We start from the raw sequence: 16,141 nt of genomic DNA, 5'->3' as shown, positions 1-16,141 counted from the left end.
CTGTTGCTAATAACGTTGAGCCGGCGGGCGGGTTCGGCGCTTACAGCTTAAACTGGGCGCACACCTTCACGCCGAAGTTGCGCACGCCGGGCAGGTCGCGGTAGGTGAGGCGGTGCAGGAAGTCGACGCGCACGAACTTGAAGATATTCTCTACGCCGTAGCCCAGCTCCACGTAGGGCGTGCCCGGCGTCAGGGCGCGGAAGGTGGGCTGGGGCACGCCCGCCGCGTCGTAGGCCGGGGTGGTGTTCTGGTTGGCCTGGCTCACGCCGCCGTAGAGCACGTTGCCCGAGGCCAGCAGGCGCCAGTCGAGCTTCTTGAGCAGCGGCACCGAGTTGATAAACAGCCCTTCGAAGTAGTGCTCGGCGTGCAAGGAGGCGTACCGGTCGCTCACAAACTCCGAGTAGCGCATCAGGTTGTAGGCGCTGGAGGTGTAGATGGGCGACTCGTTGCCGAGGTGATTCTTGAGCACCGGGTAAGGCACCGTGCTCGGGATGTAGCCAGCATCGAAGATGTACTCGGTGCGGCCCAGCTGCCCCAGCTGCACACTCTGCTCCACCGAGAGGTTGAACTTCTGGTACTCAAAGTCGCTGCCGAGCACGCCGGGCAGGCCCAGGGTGTAGCGCACGGTAAACACCGGCCACTTCATCGAGCCCACGGCGTAGCGCCGGTTCTGGTTCTGAATCAGCACCTCGCCCGGGGCGTAGCGCGACTCCAGAATCAGCTCCGAGAGGTTGAAGTTCTGCGCCGTCGGCGCCCCCTGCTCGTGCGTGTCGGTGGTGTAGTAGCTGAAGTTATAGAGCGGATCGAAGCGCTGGTGGCGCAGCGTGAGCTTCTGGGTGAAGTTGTGGAACAGGTCCGACTGCGCCGTCACCGAGGTCATGTCGCGCCACAGCGGCAGGCCGGGCTTTACGTTGCCAAAGCGGGCCGCAGCCTCAAACAGCGGGCTTTCCAGGGCCAGCTCGTTATCGAGCAGGGCCACCAGGTCGATATCGTGGCTGTACTTGGCGCTGAACACCGTCCAGTTCGGGCGGTTCAGGATGCGGTCCACCGACAAGCCGTACTTGAATTCCCCGTCGCGGGTGCCGTAGGCGGTGTAGCCCTTCAGCAGCCAGTTCGGGCTCAGCTCGGGCGTGCTGCGGAAGCCCACGCGCAGGCGGTGGCCCTCCACGTTGTTCCAGGTGTAGGTGCTCAGGATGGGCCCCAGCTCGAAGCGCCCGCGCGGGCCCAGCTCCTCGTAGCCGTTCACCACCAAATCGGCCACTTCCAGGAAGGTGCGCACCGAGGGCAGCTTGCCCACCGAGTCGAGCACCGTCATCGTGCGCGCTTCCTGGGCCGACAGCGTGTCGGGCCGGTTCTGGGCGAAGAAGCTGGCCGGCGTCTTCAGCGCGTTCGGGTCGGCGGCGAAGGGCTGGTCGTAGAACGGCAGGTCGTGCGGCTGCCCGGCCTGGAAGTTGGAGTTGACGGTGTTGAAGCGCACCAGCAGGCCCGTCTGCTTGGGCGTGGGCTTCATGCCCACCACCACGCGGGTGCGCTGCGGCAGCCAGGGCCCGGCCGTGCTCGGCGTCAGGTCCTGGTACACCCGAATCTGGTCCACGAAGTTGATGTTGGCCTTCGGGTCCACGCTCAGATCGACGCGGCGCAGCGCGTACGAGTCGGTGGTAATCCAGATGCGGCCGGTAAAGGCCAGATCCTGGGCCCGGCGCGGAAACACCTTCAGCTGGTAGCAGCGGTTCGCCCCGATCTGCACCGTGTCCTCCAGGTCGTAGTCGTAAGTGATGCGCCAGCCGTCGGCAATGGGCGAGATGAAGTCCTTGCCCATCACCACCTGCCAGTTCGGGTAGAAGTCGTAGTCCTGGAACGACGAGCCGAGCACCTGCGAGAGCAACGTGCCGTCGCGCGGGGCCACGCCGTGCAGCTGGCTGTGCTTGATTTCCTCCCGCTCGCGGTTGGGCCGGTGCCGCACGTAGTAGCGCGACATCACCTCCGAGGCAAACAGCGGCACGGTGGGTTTGCCGGCGGCGTTGCGCTCCATCTCCCCCACCGACGAGGCCACCGAGGCCATGTCCCGAATCACCTTGCGCTTGGCCAGCCGGTCGGTAATGTCGGACAGCGACACCTCGATGCGGTTGTAGCTGTCGAACTCAAAGGCGTCGAGCCGGGTCTTCTCGTTCTGCTTTTTGTGCTGCTGCACCTTGCGCAGAATGGCGTAGGCCGGGTTCTCGACGGAGCGGATGACCACCTCGCCCAGCTGCTGCGCCGCCGAGGCCAGCGCGAAGTTCACCGTCTGCGGCGTCTGCGTGCGGCTCACCTTGCGGGTGCGCGACCGGTAGCCCACCGCCGAGGCCGACACCGAGTCGGCCGGCTGCACCAGCACCAGCTCGTAGCGCCCGTTCTCGTCGGCGGTGGCGCCGGCGGTAGTGCCTTTGACGTAGACCGAAGCAAACGGCACAGGCTGTCCGTTGCCGGCTTCGGTGATTTGTCCGGAAAATACAATTCGCTGGGCTACGGCGGGCTGTACTCCCAATGCCAGTAGCAATACTCCCAGCCACGCAAACGCGTACTTCATAACACGCTTCTCTCGGTCGACACCTGTTGGTACGACGACGCTAGGCAACAAATACTTTGGCAATAAGTCGCCCAAACCGCTCGGTCTATTATTAACGCACTGACTGCCAATCATATATTTTCAACCTTTCTTGCTGGCGAACCGGTAGTCGGGTGGGAAGGGCAGCGACGGAATGTGGGGAAGTAAAAGCAGGAGGCGGGAACCCGCCAGTTGGTTGCCTGCCGGCTCTCACATGAATGAGGGAGACCGACGGGCAGGTAATCAAACGGGCGTGTAGCGGCGGTAATCGGGGCAGATGTCACCGGAACATACCACGGGTCTAAATCTAGTACAAAGTACGGTAGTAAAGTCTTATAAATGAAGGTCTAATGTCGAAAGCTTTCGGCAAGGCCCGGCAGGGCAGCTGCAGCGGCTTTTCGGCCGTGAAGGAGGGGCCGCGGGCGGCTTTCAGGAGCGCCGAAACACCAGCGCGCCAAATGCAAAACGACCCGGCCGCCGTAATGGCAACCGGGTCGTTTTATCGAGGTAGCGGGGACTGGACTCGAACCAGTGACCTTTGGGTTATGAGCCCAACGAGCTACCAACTGCTCCACCCCGCACTGTTTGGTAATGCAAAAGTAATAGGCTTTTTCGGATTCGCAGCTATTGGGGTTACACAAAGCCGGAATGATGGGCGTTCAGGCTGAGTATCAGGTGGAATATTTTTTGTGGCGTCCTGCTGAAGGCGGCTACGGTTGCCGGATACCACCCGTTTTCAGCCGCCTCCCGCACCACCCCACCCGACAATAGCGGCCAACCGCCCTGCCTCCGAGCCCTAGAACCGGCTGGTGATGCCGAAGTGAATCTTGGAGGCGTTGAAGGCAAACGCCTGGCTGTTGGTGCGCCCGACGGAGTACACGAACTGAAACAGGCCCGCGCCGGTGCGGAAGCTCAGGCCCGCCCCGAGGCCGGTGGGCGCGTCTTCGCCAGGGCTGCCGGGCAGGCCCTGGCGCAGGTAGGCCTGGTCGGCGAACAGGAACACGTAGGCTTCAGGGCCGGTGAATTGGCGCAGCTCCACGGTGCCCACGCCGTACTGCGCGGCGTAGAACTGCAGCTCGTTGAAGCCGCGCAGGGTGGAGAGGCCGCCGAGCCGGAACAAATCGTTCTGGAACAGGCGCTGATTGACCAAAGCCTCGCCGCGCAGGCGGGTGAGCAGCACGCCCTGTCGGCCCACCCGGAAGTAGTGCTCGGCCCGGCCGCTGAAACTGACCTGGGTGGTGCGCAGCGGCAGACCGTCGTAGAGCTCAGGCTTGATGTCGGCGTTTTTGCTGATGATTTTGGTGCCCACGGCGCCCTGGGCAATCAGCAGGGTGCCCCGGCGCGGAAACAGCGGGTCGTCGAGGGAGGAGCGGGTCAGGTCGAGGCCGTAGGCGGTGTAGCGCGAGTCGATGTTCTGGGGCAGCGTCTGCAGGGTGCGCAGGTCGCGGCGGGCCAGCAGGCGGGAGTTGCGCTGCTCCACGAACACGCTGAAGCGGCCCGCCCGGGCGTTGACGTGGCTGAGCTGCAGGCGCGGGCGCAGGGTCAGAAACGAGCTGTCCTGCTTGAACAGGTTGAAGGTACCGGCTACGTCGATGGGCGTGCCGAAGAAGTTGGGGTGCTGGTAGGCCGCGTCGAGCACCTGGGAGGCCGCGTCCACCTTGCGCCACTGCAGGCCCAGCTGCTTGCCCCCGCCGCCGATGTTGCGCAGGTTCAGCGTCACGTCGCCCGTCACCTGCACGCGCTTCTGCCCGGCCGTCGGATTCGCGTTCGGCAACACGCCCACGATGGCGTCGAACTGGTTGGCGTTGCGGTCATCGAGCAGCAGGTAGAGGCGGGCCCGGCCGCGGGCGAAGCGCACCTGCGGCTCCTCGCGCAGCTGCACGTAGGGCAGCAAGCGTAGCAGCCGGGCCGCGTCGTCGACGCGCTGCTGACTGTAGGGCTGCCCGGGCACAATCTGCAGGTACTTCATCAGAAAGCGCGCCTTGGTCTTGGTCTTGCCGATGACGCGCACCGAGTCGAACACCACCACCGGGCCGCGGTCGAGCAGCAGGCGGGCGGAAATGTCGGCCCCGTGCAGCTGCACCGAGTCGAGGCGCACCTGGGCGAAGGGGTAGCCCTCGTTTTCGGCCCCGTCGAGCACGCGCTGCTGCAGGCGGGCCAGCTCGGCGGGCTGTAGGGGCTGGCCGGCGTAGAGCCGCTCGCGGAAGCCCGAGCGGCTGAGCACGTCCTCGGTCACGTTGCCGCGCTGCAGCCGCGCCCAGCGAAACTTCTCGCCCACGTACAGGCGCACGGCCAGCGTGTCGTGGCGCCAGCGCAGCTCGTCGGCCGAGGCGGTGAGGTAAGAGTCGGTCTGCAGGGCCAGCACCAGCTCGCGCACCTGCGCCAGGGCCGCCAGCGTGTCGGGAGCCGTGAGGCGCGGGCGGTAGCGGTTGATAAGCGGCTGGTCGGCGGCTTCCACGTCGAGGCGGATGACCTTGGGGCGGGCAGGCGGCAGGCGGCGGGCGGCGCGGGCCGAGTCGCGCGGGGCGGCGGGGCGCGGGGGCAGCGGCGGGGCCTGGGTGCCGGGCAGGTTGGGCGAGGTTACCGGCGAGGTCGTCTGGGCCCGGGCCGCGCGCGGGCCGCCCGGCAGTAGCCAGAGCAGGACGAGCAGCAGACCAAAAACGCGGGTATACCTTTGCATGTGGGGCCAGAACGCGGCGGCGGACGTTTTCATTTCGCCCGGGGCCGGATGTTCGGTTTTTGAATTGACTAAGCCAGCCGCCGCGCCGAACGAACCAGACACCGCGCCGTGCGGTTTCACAATCTTACGGCTGATTTGGCGTCGGACCCGTCAGCCGATGCGCCAAGCGCTGCGCGCAGCGGCTGATAAGACCAGCTGCCGGGCGCCAGCACCCCGACGTCAGCAACGATACGCGAACTGAAAGTTCGCGCTACATTATGGCCGGACTTTACCTCCACATTCCCTTCTGCAAGCAGGCCTGCCACTACTGCGACTTCCACTTCAGCACCGCGCTGGGGCGTAAGCCGCAGGTGGTGGAAGCATTGCTGCGCGAAATGGAGCTGCGCCAGGACTACCTTGGCGGCGCTTCGCTGAGCACCATCTACTTCGGCGGCGGCACACCTTCCCTGCTTTCTGAAACCGAGCTGCTGACCTTGTTTGAGGCCATTTACCGGCGCTTCGACGTGGCCCCGGACGCGGAAATTACCCTGGAAGCCAACCCCGACGACCTGTCGTCGACTAAGCTGCGCGAGCTGACCGCCTCGCCCGTCAACCGGCTAAGCATCGGCCTGCAGAGCTTCCACGAACCGCACCTGCGCTTGATGAACCGTGCCCACTCGGCCCAGGAGTCGCGCCGTTCGGTGCTGGCCGCCCAGGACGCGGGTTTCGCCAACCTCAGCATCGATCTGATTTACGGCGTGCCCGCGCCCGAGCCCGGCCACGGCATCTGGCAGCACGATCTGGCCCAGGCGCTGGAGCTGCGGGTGCCGCACCTCTCCTGCTACGCCCTCACCATCGAGCCGCAGACGGTGTTTGGGCGGCGCCTGCAGAAGGGGCAGTTCCGCGCCGCGCCCGAGGAGTTCGTGGCCCGCGAGTTTGAGCTGCTGCTCGACGCCAGCCGCGCCGCCGGCTACGAGCAGTACGAAATCAGCAACTTCGCCCGGCCCGGCCACCACTCCCGCCACAACAGCAGCTACTGGCAGGGCACGCCTTACCTTGGCCTGGGCCCTAGCGCCCACTCCTTCGACGGGGTGAGCCGGCAGTACACCGTGGCCAGCAACGCGCAGTACGTGCAGGGCCTGCTGGAGCGCGGCGAGCTGCCCGCCACCCGCGAGGACCTCTCCCCCACCGACCGCGCCAACGAGTACCTGATGACCAGCCTGCGCACTTCCGCCGGCTGCAACCTGGCCTACCTGCGCCAGCTGGGCGTGGACCTGACCACCGCCCGCGCCGCTTACCTGCAGCAGCTGCAGCACGACGGCTGGGCCACCCTGACGCCCGACCTGCTGCGCCTCACCGACCGCGGCAAGCTGCTGGCCGACCAAATCACGCTGGAGCTGTTCTTGGAGGCGCCGGAGTAACGGGGACGGGACGGCCGGGCGCGGCGCATCTGCGTAGCTTGCCCTATTCCCCCGCCCCGCGTACCTTCCCCACATGCAACGCCTCATTGACGCCGTCGAATACGGAGCCGACTTTTTCGTGGAGGAAGTCCACCTGCGCGCCATCGTGTTCGACAACTCCGACGACGTGACCCTGTGGGCCACTACCGTCTACGACAGCGACACCTATTTCTTTCACCTGGGCCTGCCCTTCGGCCAGCTCGATATCCTGCTGCGCCACGCCGGCCCGCGTGCCAGCGAGCTGCAGGAGGAGGTGGCCGATGCCCTGGCCCACGCCCCGCGGCCCTGCCTGCTGGAGTACACCAACGCCGAAGTCGAGCCCATCGGGCTGCCCGGCATTGCCCTGAAGCTCTCCTTCACCTACCCCGCCGACGAGGACGAATTCCTCAGCGAAGACGAGGAAGAGGAATTCAGCGAGGAGCGTGCCGCCGCCGACAACGTGTTTTACCTCGAAGGCATTTACCGCCGCATCGATGCCTGATTTCGCGGATACTCAGCCCGTCTTTTACCTCATTTCCGGTCTCGGCGCCGACGAACGGGTGTTTCAGCGCCTCATCCCACAGCTGCGCGGCACGGTGCACTACCTGCCCTGGCTCGCGCCCGCCGACCCCGACGAGCCCATCACGGCCTACGCTGAGCGCATGGCTGAAAGCATTCCGCTCGAGCAGCGCTGCTGGCTGGTGGGCGTGTCGTTCGGGGGCACGGTGGCGCTGGAAATGGCCCGCCTGCGGCCACTGGCCCTGGTGGCGCTGGTGTCGAGCATTCCCGGCGCCGACCACCTGCCCGCGCTGCTCAAGCTCATCCGGGCCACCGGCGTGCAGCACTGGCTGCCCCCGCAGATTCTGCACTATATGCCGCGCGTGGGGCAGTGGTACTTCGGGGTGAGCAACGGGCCCGAGTACGAGCTGTTTCGCCGGATTCTGCAGGACCAGGAGCCGCGCTATACCCGCTGGGCCATCCGCAGCCTGTTCCGCTGGGACAGCCGCGACATCGGCCCGGCCGTGCAGATTCGCGGCACCCACGACCGGGTGTTTCCGCCCGGCCCGGCCAAGGTGGAGTACCTCATCGAGGGCGGCACGCACTTCATGATCTATAGCCGCGCCGACGAAGTGGCCCGCATCCTCAACCAACTCGCCGGCGAATTCCGCACCGAGCCGCCGGTCGTTTAACTGGTGAAATGGTGAGGTGGTGAACTGGTGAGTGCCGTTCTAGCTGCGCAGGCTGCGCGGCTGTGCTGTAGCCTCCCGAACATCAAGCTCACCAGTTCACCACCTCACCATTTCACCGCATGTTCACCCTTCAGCACCACGGCCGCACGTTTCGCTTCGATGCCACGGCGCCGCTCGATATTGCCCTGCCCCTGGCGCCGGGGCCCGGCCAGGTCAACTGCTTCTGGGCCGAGCCGGTCGACATCGACGTGATTCGCGTCGGCAGCTTCGTGGGCTCGGTGGCCGAAGGCGGCAGCACGAATTACAAGCGCGTGCACCTGACGCCCCACGGCAACGGCACCCACACCGAATGCTACGGCCACATTAGCCCCGACCCCGCGGCCACACTGCCGGCCTGCCTGGAGCGGTTCATGTTCGTGGCCTGGCTGGTGTCCGTCGAGCCCCGCCGCCGCGCCACTGGCGACCTAGTAGTGGAGCTGGCCGACGTGCAGCCGCTGCTGCAGGCTGCCCCGGTGCCGCCCGAGGCCCTGGTGCTGCGCACCCTGCCCAACGAGGAGGCCAAGCGCCACCGCCAGTATTCCGGCCAGAATCCGCCCTACATCAGCGCCGAGTTGGCCCGGTACCTCGTGGAGCAGGGTATCGAGCACCTGCTGCTCGATCTGCCCAGCGTCGACCGGGAGCTGGACGCGGGCGTGCTGGCTGCCCACCACGCCTTCTGGCAGTACCCCGACGATATCCGCCGCGGGGCCACCATCACCGAGCTCATCTTCGTGCCCGACGCGGTGCCCGACGGCCTCTACCTGCTCAACCTGCAGGTGACCATGCTGGAGCTCGACGCCAGCCCCAGCCGCCCCGTGCTCTACGCCCTGACGGAAACGGACGGCTGGGCCGGGCATTGAAGCAACGCGCCGGCATTGCGAAAAGCAGGACGGTTCGGGAAGCAGTCATTGCGAGCGAAGCGCGGCAATCTTTCCTCTCGCGGCACGACGGCACAGTACACATCAACCGAAAACAGCACCGCCCGAAGCCACAGATACTGGTTTTGGGCGGTGCTGCTTCTACCGTTTCTGCTACTAGAGGAAAGATTGCTTCGCTTCGCTCGCAATGACGGCCAGTACTACCGGCGGGCCGGGAGCGGCCACAACGAAAAAAGCCCGCCGGGAAGGCGGGCTTTTCGTTGCTTGGGGAGCGGGGCTACTTAAGCAGCAGCTTCCTCGGCAGCAGCAGCCGGAACCACCGTCACGAACGAACGGTCTTTGCGGCCCTTGCGGAACTGCACCGTGCCGTCGATCAGGGCGAACAGGGTGTGGTCTTTGCCGATACCCACGTTCTGGCCGGGGTGGTGCTTGGTACCGCGCTGACGCACGATTACGTTGCCGGCAATGGCCACCTGGCCACCGTAAAGTTTTACGCCGAGACGCTTAGCATGCGATTCGCGGCCGTTGTTGGAAGAGCCTACGCCTTTCTTGTGTGCCATGGTATTTAGGAGAGTTGTCGGTTGGTAGTTGTCGGTTGTCAGTCTGGTGTACCAGCGCCTCGCGGCCCTGACAACTGACAACTCAAGACGGACAACTAATTAACCGATGCTGTTGATCATTACTTTGGTGTAGTCCTGGCGGTGCGTGTTGAGCTTCTTGTAGCCCTTACGACGCTTCTTTTTGAAGACAATCACCTTGTCGCCACGAACGTGACCCAGGATGGTGCCTTTCACTTTTACCTCCGACAGGAAGGGGGCTCCTACGCTCAGGGTGCCGTTGTTGTCGGTCAGCAGTACATTGCCCAGCTCTACTTCGTCGCCGACGTTGCCGGCCAGTTTGTGGGCGTACACAAATTTATTGGCTTCGACTTTCGTCTGCTTGCCGGCTATGTCTACAATTGCGTACATCGGTTCTCCGCGGGTTTTCTGAAAATGGAAGGCAAAAGTACGAGTTGACTTTCACATTACCAAACCTAACGCGTTAATCCTCTTGTACTCGCCTGATTTCCGGGCCTTCAACCCACAGGCAGGAACACGTTGCGCCAGTACGCGCATAGTATTTTTGTGGACAACTTGAATTGTTAACAGGTAAAATGTGGATAACTAATTGCAAATGCTGGGTTATTCGCAGAATCGTTGGCTTTTGACGGGAAAATGACAGCAGGTTCAGCCTCCGCCGCTTAGCAAAAAAATAACAGACAAAAAAGCCCGAATCAGCCGGGCCGCATGGCCCGGTCGGGCTATCTTTGGACTTCGGTGCGGCCGCGCCGACCCCGTTTGCGGGCCTTTGCACCGACCCCAAACAATTGCCGCGGCCGGTGGTTGCAGATGCCCGCGCCGCCGCGCCGGCCGCTCCTGTTGCCCGACCGTTTCATCCCTGTTGCCCAGCCTATGGAACCGCTCCTCGTTGAAAATCCCAACCGCTTCGTGCTCTTCCCCATTCAGCACGACGACGTGTGGCAGATGTACAAGAAAGCCGAAGCCTCCTTCTGGACGGCCGAGGAAATCGACCTGTCGCAGGACCAGAAAGACTGGGACAACCTGAACGACAACGAGCGGCACTTCATCCAGCACGTGCTGGCCTTCTTCGCCGCCTCCGACGGCATCGTGAACGAGAACCTGGCGGTCAACTTCATGCAGGAAGTGCAGATGCCCGAGGCGCGCTGCTTCTACGGCTTCCAGGTAATGATGGAAAACATCCACTCGGAAACCTACTCCCTGCTGATCGATACCTACGTCAAGGACCCCAAGCAGAAGGACTACCTCTTCAACGCGCTGGAAACCGTGCCGGCCGTGACTAAGAAGGGCAACTGGGCTATCAAATGGATCAACTCGGAGAACTTCACCGAGCGCCTGATTGCCTTTGCCGCCGTGGAGGGCATCTTCTTCTCCGGCTCGTTCTGCTCCATCTTCTGGCTGAAAAAGCGCGGCCTGATGCCGGGCCTGACCTTCTCCAACGAACTGATCAGCCGCGACGAGGGCCTGCACTGCGACTTCGCCTGCCTGCTCTACGAGAAATACCTCATCAACAAGCTGCCCGAAAGCCGCGTGCACGACATCATCCGCGACGCGGTGAGCATCGAGCAGGAGTTCGTGACCGACGCCTTGCCGGTGAACCTGATCGGGATGAACGCGCAGGCCATGTCGCAGTACATCGAGTTCGTGGCCGACCGCCTGCTGGTGTCCCTGGGCTACAACAAGATCTACAACGCCACCAACCCCTTCGACTTCATGGAAATGATTTCGCTGCAGGGCAAAACCAACTTCTTCGAGAAGCGCGTGGCCGAGTACCAGAAGGCCGGCGTGATGAGCGACCGGGACCAGAACGTCTTCTCGCTCGACGAGGACTTTTAAGCCTGCCAAGCGGCCTGAAAAAAGCCTGCGGCCTCGGTCGCGGGCTTTTTTTGCGTCGGCATCGGTCGTTGCAACACTACTACGCCGTCGGCGTCGTTGGCGTATCCATCAACTGCTATTTTTTCAGTCCATGCTCAAAAATCTACTCTTCAGCGCCTGCCTGCTGCTATCCGTCACGCTGACGCAGGCCCAAACCGCTGACTTCGTCTCGCTGAACCGGCAGGCCATGAGCGCCTACCTCGACAAGCGCTACGCCGAGGCGGGCAAGCTGTTCGATCAGGCCCTCAAGGACAAAAAGGCCCACCCCGGCGCGGGCGACTACTACAACGCGGCCTGCGCCTGGGCCCTGGCTGGCAACAAGGACCAGGCCTTCCGCTACCTCGACCTGGCCACCGCGGCCGGCTGGGAAAACGTGGCCCACCTGAAGCAGGACTCCGACCTGAACGCCCTGCACGCCGACAAGCGCTGGCAACCCATGCTCACCAAGCTGGAAACGGCCGTAGCGCGCATACAGGCCAACTACGACAAGCCGCTGAAGCAGCAGCTGGACTCGATCTACGCCTCCGACCAGGGCGGGCGCCAGCAGTACGCGAGCATCAAGGATAAATACGGCGAACATTCGCCCGAAATGCAGGCCCTGTGGAAGCAGATGGCCGAAACCGACGCCCGCAACCTCAAGAAAATTACCGCCCTGCTCGACCAGCGCGGCTGGCCCAGCAAGGCCAAGGTGGGCAACATGGGCACCCAGACGGTGTTTCTCGTGATTCAGCACTCCGACCTGCCGACCATGCAGAAGTACTTCCCCATGGCCCAGCAGGCCATGGAGCGCGGCGACCTGGCAAAATCGGCGTTTGCCTTGCTGCAGGATCGGTTTCTGATGTGGCAGGGCAAGCCCCAGATCTACGGCAGCCAGCTCGTCAGCGACACGAAAACGGGCAAAATGGCCTTTCATCCCATCGAAGACGAGGCCCACGTGGACGAGCGCCGCGCCACCATGGGCCTGGGTCCGCTGACCGACTACGCCAAGAACTTCGGGCTGGACTACCACCCGCCGCAACCGTAGCCCCCGATTCAGGCTAATCGGCGGGTGTGCCGTATGGTCCACCCACTCCAACCGAAAGTCAGCGGAGGTAACCCTGATTGCGGCGTGAGGCCAAAGGTGGGCAAATCGAGCTACTCTCGCCACAGCCCGTGGCCCTTCTGGGCGCGGGCTTTTTAGGGCCCAGCCCCGCCCCCAACCAGCTTAGCAAAACCGGCCCAAACGCGCAACCCGATTTTGCCCGTTTCGGGGGGCAAACCAGCGCTGTGGATAACCGGAAAAAATCGGCCCGCACGGTAGCGGGAACGGATTGTGGAAAACTTTCCGGCCTCGAATTGATTCACACCAGCGCGGCATCTGGCTATATTCCGGACAGTAACGGCGCGGGCCTGGTCAGAAAGGGAGCAACATTAGGTGCTGCCGGTCGACCGAGCCCGCGCTGCCGCAACCCACACACCTCCAACCTTTTTACGCCAAACCTCACCCCCGCCTATGCTGGTAATTAAACGCGACGGCCGGCGCGAGTCCGTCAAGTTCGACAAAGTCACGGCTCGCATCGAAAAGCTTTGCTACGGGCTGAACATGCTCTTCGTCTCCCCCATCGAGGTGGCCAAGAAGGTCATCGACGGGATTTACGACGGCGTAACGACCGTAGAGCTCGATAACCTGGCGGCCGAAACCGCCGCCTCGCTCACCACCAAGCACCCGGATTACGCGATTCTCGCGGCCCGCATTGCCGTGAGCAACCTGCACAAGGTGACCTCGAAGTCCTTCTCCTCCACGATGAAGCGGCTCTACACCTACGAGGACCCCAAAAACGGCGACAACGCCTCGCTCGTCGCCCGCGACGTGTGGGAAGTGGTGCACAAGCACGCCGCCCAGCTCGACTCGGCCATCATCTACGACCGGGACTACAACTACGACTACTTTGGCTTCAAGACGCTGGAGCGCTCCTACCTGCTGCGCCTCGACGGCAAGGTGGTGGAACGCCCCCAGCACATGCTGATGCGCGTGGCCGTGGGCATTCACAAGGACGACATCGAGCAGGCCATCGAGACCTACAACCTGATGTCGGAGCGCTGGTTTACCCACGCCACGCCCACCCTCTTCAACGCCGGCACGCCCAAGCCGCAGCTCTCGTCCTGCTTCCTGCTGACGATGAAGGATGACTCCATCGAGGGCATCTACGACACGCTGAAGAACTGCGCGCTGATTTCGCAGTCGGCGGGCGGTATCGGGCTGGCCGTGCACAACGTGCGGGCTACTGGTAGCTACATCAAGGGCACCAACGGTACATCCAACGGGCTGGTGCCCATGCTGAAGGTGTTCAACGACACGGCCCGCTACGTGGACCAGGGCGGCGGCAAGCGCAAGGGCGCCTTCGCCATCTACATCGAGCCCTGGCACGCCGACATCATCGACTTCCTGGACCTGAAGAAAAACCACGGCAAGGAGGAAAACCGCGCCCGCGACCTGTTCTACGCCCTCTGGATCAACGACCTGTTTATGAAGCGGGTGGAGAGCAACGGCGAGTGGACGCTGATGTGCCCCCACGAGTGCCCCGGCCTCGACACGAGCTGGGGCGAGGACTTCGAGAAGCTCTACCAGAAGTACGAGCGCGAAGGCCGTGGCCGCAAAACCATCAAGGCCCAGGAGCTGTGGTTTGCCATCCTGGAAAGCCAGACCGAGACGGGCACGCCCTACATGCTGTTTAAGGACGCGGCCAACCGCAAATCCAACCAGCAGAACCTGGGCACCATCAAGTCGTCGAACCTGTGCACCGAAATCATGGAGTACACGGATGCCGACGAAATTGCCGTCTGCAACCTGGCTTCGCTGGCCCTGCCGCGCTACGTATCGGAGAAAGACGGCCGCGCCTTCTTCGACCACCAGCGCCTGTTCGAGGTGACCTACCACGCCACCAAGAACCTCAACAAGGTTATCGACATCAACTACTACCCCGTGCCGGAAGCGGAGCGCAGCAACAAGCGCCACCGCCCCATCGGCCTGGGCGTGCAGGGCCTGGCCGATACCTTCATTGCCCTGCGCATGCCCTTCGAGAGCGAGGAAGCCAAGGGCCTGAACAAGGACATCTTCGAAACCATCTACTTCGCCGCCGTGACGGCCTCCAAGGACCTGGCCAAGCGCGACGGGCACTACGAGACCTTCCCCGGCTCGCCCATCAGCAAGGGCCAGTTCCAGTTCGACATGTGGGGCGTCACGCCCGAGTCGGGCCGCTGGGACTGGAACGCGCTGCGGGCCGAGGTGATGGAGCACGGCGTGCGCAACTCGCTGCTGGTGGCCCCCATGCCCACCGCCTCGACGGCGCAGATCCTGGGCAACAACGAGTCGTTTGAGCCCTACACCTCCAACATCTACGTGCGCCGGGTGCTCAGCGGGGAGTTTATGGTGGTCAACAAGCACCTGCTCAAGGATCTGGTGAAGCTGGGCCTCTGGAACGACCAGATGAAGCAGGACATCATTGCCGCCAACGGCTCGGTACAGGACATTCCCAGCATCCCGCAGTCCATCAAGGACCTCTACAAGACGGTCTGGGAAATCTCGCAGCGCACCATCATCGACATGGCCGCCGACCGCGGGGCTTACATCTGCCAGAGCCAGAGCCTGAACCTGCACGTGCAGAACCCCAACTTCGGCAAGCTGACCTCGATGCACTTCCACAGCTGGAAGCGCGGCCTGAAAACCGGCATGTACTACCTGCGCACCAAAGCCGCCGCCGACGCCATCAAGTTCACCGTGCAGAAGCAAGCCGCCGAAACGCTGGAACCCGTCTACGACCAGGCCGCCGCTATGGCCTGCTCCTTGGATAACCCGGACGCCTGCGAAGCTTGCAGCGCATAAGAAGTAAAAACGGTTACTGAATAAAAAAATCCCCGGTTATGAACCGGGGATTTTTTTATTCAGTAACCGTTTGTGAACGAAGGGTGATTTTTAGTGCTGCATAGAACATCATGTGTACATAAAACTTTGCCTCATCTGTTATATCCGTTGGTTCTAATGTCTTTGTAGAACTCTGAGTAAACATTGTTGATTCGCTTGAAGAAAGTTTTGCCCCCAATACTCCAACCCGATAAAGAATGCAAAGTATTTGCTTTACAGCCATGCTGAAATCAACTGATCCAATAATATAGTCATTCTGAATTTTAAATAAAGCATTATTCTTGTCAGGTGATGAGGCCAATAATGTGGCCTCCATATCATTTTCTTTAAGATCCTTAAATCTAAACATTGGTCCTTTTCCGCGAAGAAAGGCACATAAAGGTATTATTGATCCAAAGTTTTCCATCCATTCATCTTCCACAGCTTCTAGCCTTTCGCGAGAATACTCTGGTTCTGCCAAAGACAGTGTTTCTCTAGTTATTGTAGATTGCCCATTGCTTTTCTCCATACATTTGTTGAAGAATGCAATTACGTCACGAGGGCGCAAAAGAGTTCTTCGGATTAAATAATCAAAACCGGATAATTTGTTTCCTGCTGCTTTGGGCATGAAATCTTCAACTGTGGGTGTTGTGTTAGTGTATTGCTCTTTCATTAATAAAGCAAGTCGATTATTTAGCAATTGCTTTAAGTATGTGGTATTCCATTCAATGGCTAAATTAAGCTGTCTGTATTTTTCCCTTTGCATTCCTCGTACATCACCAAATTGAAAAGTCTTTTCATAAAGGTTGTCTCTAAGTGCAATAATTATCTTTGTTCCTGGAATAGATTTTAACTCATTGATTGTCACTATTAACGCTCTAATGAGGTCGTATACAATAGTAATGTCTACCCAATCTTTGTCAAGGTCGTCGATGATAATATGGCGGTGGTCTAATGCGTGGTTTTTACGTACAAGCGGTATGATTCAGACCACGATGAGCTGCGGCAAGTGCGGGAGC

General features: G+C 62.0%; 12 protein-coding genes and 1 tRNA gene. 7 read left to right on the top strand and 6 right to left on the bottom strand.

The genetic code is table 11. From position 1 onward, the window contains the following. Nucleotides 1-40 precede the first annotated feature (40 nt). The 3 genes from FDY95_RS04170 to FDY95_RS04160 form a co-directional block, all read right to left on the bottom strand. Complete coding sequence (locus FDY95_RS04170; RefSeq protein ID WP_262710162.1) at nucleotides 41-2,566, bottom strand: DUF5686 and carboxypeptidase-like regulatory domain-containing protein; 2,526 nt, start codon at nucleotides 2,564-2,566, stop codon at nucleotides 41-43. Nucleotides 2,567-3,092: 526 nt separating this feature from the next. After that, nucleotides 3,093-3,165, bottom strand: a tRNA-Met gene (locus tag FDY95_RS04165). A 215-nt stretch (nucleotides 3,166-3,380) separates the two neighbouring features. Further along, nucleotides 3,381-5,264 carry a BamA/TamA family outer membrane protein gene (locus FDY95_RS04160; protein WP_171025525.1) on the bottom strand — a complete coding sequence of 628 codons (1,884 nt, stop codon included), beginning with the start codon at nucleotides 5,262-5,264 and terminating at the stop codon, nucleotides 3,381-3,383. A gap of 257 nt (nucleotides 5,265-5,521) precedes the next feature. Here FDY95_RS04160 and hemW point away from each other — a divergent pair, with 257 nt between their 5' ends. The 4 genes from hemW (at nucleotide 5,522) to FDY95_RS04140 (ending at nucleotide 8,771) form a co-directional block, all read left to right on the top strand. Then, nucleotides 5,522-6,664 carry a radical SAM family heme chaperone HemW gene (gene hemW, locus FDY95_RS04155; RefSeq protein WP_138075483.1) on the top strand — a complete coding sequence of 381 codons (1,143 nt, stop codon included), beginning with the start codon at nucleotides 5,522-5,524 and terminating at the stop codon, nucleotides 6,662-6,664. Between the two features lie 73 nt (nucleotides 6,665-6,737). Beyond that, nucleotides 6,738-7,184 carry a hypothetical protein gene (locus FDY95_RS04150; protein WP_138075482.1) on the top strand — a complete coding sequence of 149 codons (447 nt, stop codon included), beginning with the start codon at nucleotides 6,738-6,740 and terminating at the stop codon, nucleotides 7,182-7,184. Next, nucleotides 7,177-7,872: an alpha/beta fold hydrolase gene (locus tag FDY95_RS04145; RefSeq protein WP_138075481.1), complete on the top strand. Its 696-nt coding sequence runs from the start codon at nucleotides 7,177-7,179 to the stop codon at nucleotides 7,870-7,872. Before FDY95_RS04150 ends, FDY95_RS04145 begins: the two co-directional genes overlap by 8 nt. A 119-nt stretch (nucleotides 7,873-7,991) precedes the next feature. Beyond that, nucleotides 7,992-8,771 carry a cyclase family protein gene (locus FDY95_RS04140; RefSeq protein ID WP_138075480.1) on the top strand — a complete coding sequence of 260 codons (780 nt, stop codon included), beginning with the start codon at nucleotides 7,992-7,994 and terminating at the stop codon, nucleotides 8,769-8,771. A 299-nt stretch (nucleotides 8,772-9,070) separates the two neighbouring features. Here FDY95_RS04140 and rpmA read toward each other — a convergent pair whose 3' ends face one another. Further along, complete coding sequence (rpmA, locus tag FDY95_RS04135; RefSeq protein WP_138075479.1) at nucleotides 9,071-9,349, bottom strand: 50S ribosomal protein L27; 279 nt, start codon at nucleotides 9,347-9,349, stop codon at nucleotides 9,071-9,073. 99 nt (nucleotides 9,350-9,448) lie between these two features. Beyond that, the gene (gene rplU / locus FDY95_RS04130) at nucleotides 9,449-9,757 is read right to left on the bottom strand and encodes a 50S ribosomal protein L21 (RefSeq protein ID WP_138075478.1); all 309 of its coding nucleotides are present in this window, start codon (nucleotides 9,755-9,757) and stop codon (nucleotides 9,449-9,451) included. Between the two features lie 483 nt (nucleotides 9,758-10,240). Between rplU and FDY95_RS04125 the strand changes: the two genes are divergently transcribed. From FDY95_RS04125 to FDY95_RS04115, 3 genes are all read left to right on the top strand, one after another. Beyond that, complete coding sequence (locus tag FDY95_RS04125; RefSeq protein WP_138075477.1) at nucleotides 10,241-11,203, top strand: ribonucleoside-diphosphate reductase small subunit; 963 nt, start codon at nucleotides 10,241-10,243, stop codon at nucleotides 11,201-11,203. A gap of 130 nt (nucleotides 11,204-11,333) precedes the next feature. Further along, a complete protein-coding gene (locus FDY95_RS04120) occupies nucleotides 11,334-12,266 on the top strand; it encodes a DUF6624 domain-containing protein (protein ID WP_138075476.1) in 933 nt (310 codons plus the stop codon). Between the two features lie 468 nt (nucleotides 12,267-12,734). Further along, on the top strand, nucleotides 12,735-15,104 hold the full coding sequence (locus FDY95_RS04115; RefSeq protein WP_111480457.1) for a ribonucleoside-diphosphate reductase subunit alpha: 2,370 nt from the start codon (nucleotides 12,735-12,737) through the stop codon (nucleotides 15,102-15,104). A gap of 55 nt (nucleotides 15,105-15,159) precedes the next feature. Here FDY95_RS04115 and FDY95_RS04110 read toward each other — a convergent pair whose 3' ends face one another. After that, nucleotides 15,160-16,056, bottom strand: a complete 897-nt coding sequence (locus tag FDY95_RS04110) for a P-loop ATPase, Sll1717 family (protein ID WP_394348390.1) — start codon at nucleotides 16,054-16,056, stop codon at nucleotides 15,160-15,162. Nucleotides 16,057-16,141: the final 85 nt, after the last annotated feature.

Source organism: Hymenobacter jeollabukensis, from assembly GCF_005771675.1.
GTDB lineage: Bacteria > Bacteroidota > Bacteroidia > Cytophagales > Hymenobacteraceae > Solirubrum > Solirubrum jeollabukense.
Note: the sequence above shows the minus strand (reverse complement) of the source record. Positions and strands in the feature narration are given on the sequence as shown.

Excerpts from the sequence above, each read along its gene's own strand:
- FDY95_RS04170 (WP_262710162.1), bottom strand. The coding sequence starts at position 2,566 with ATGAAGTACGCGTTTGCGTGGCTGGGAGTATTGCTACTGGCATTGGGA.
- FDY95_RS04160 (WP_171025525.1), bottom strand. The coding sequence starts at position 5,264 with ATGCAAAGGTATACCCGCGTTTTTGGTCTGCTGCTCGTCCTGCTCTGG.
- hemW (WP_138075483.1), top strand. The coding sequence starts at position 5,522 with ATGGCCGGACTTTACCTCCACATTCCCTTCTGCAAGCAGGCCTGCCAC.
- FDY95_RS04150 (WP_138075482.1), top strand. The coding sequence starts at position 6,738 with ATGCAACGCCTCATTGACGCCGTCGAATACGGAGCCGACTTTTTCGTG.
- FDY95_RS04145 (WP_138075481.1), top strand. The coding sequence starts at position 7,177 with ATGCCTGATTTCGCGGATACTCAGCCCGTCTTTTACCTCATTTCCGGT.
- FDY95_RS04140 (WP_138075480.1), top strand. The coding sequence starts at position 7,992 with ATGTTCACCCTTCAGCACCACGGCCGCACGTTTCGCTTCGATGCCACG.
- rpmA (WP_138075479.1), bottom strand. The coding sequence starts at position 9,349 with ATGGCACACAAGAAAGGCGTAGGCTCTTCCAACAACGGCCGCGAATCG.
- rplU (WP_138075478.1), bottom strand. The coding sequence starts at position 9,757 with ATGTACGCAATTGTAGACATAGCCGGCAAGCAGACGAAAGTCGAAGCC.
- FDY95_RS04125 (WP_138075477.1), top strand. The coding sequence starts at position 10,241 with ATGGAACCGCTCCTCGTTGAAAATCCCAACCGCTTCGTGCTCTTCCCC.
- FDY95_RS04120 (WP_138075476.1), top strand. The coding sequence starts at position 11,334 with ATGCTCAAAAATCTACTCTTCAGCGCCTGCCTGCTGCTATCCGTCACG.
- FDY95_RS04115 (WP_111480457.1), top strand. The coding sequence starts at position 12,735 with ATGCTGGTAATTAAACGCGACGGCCGGCGCGAGTCCGTCAAGTTCGAC.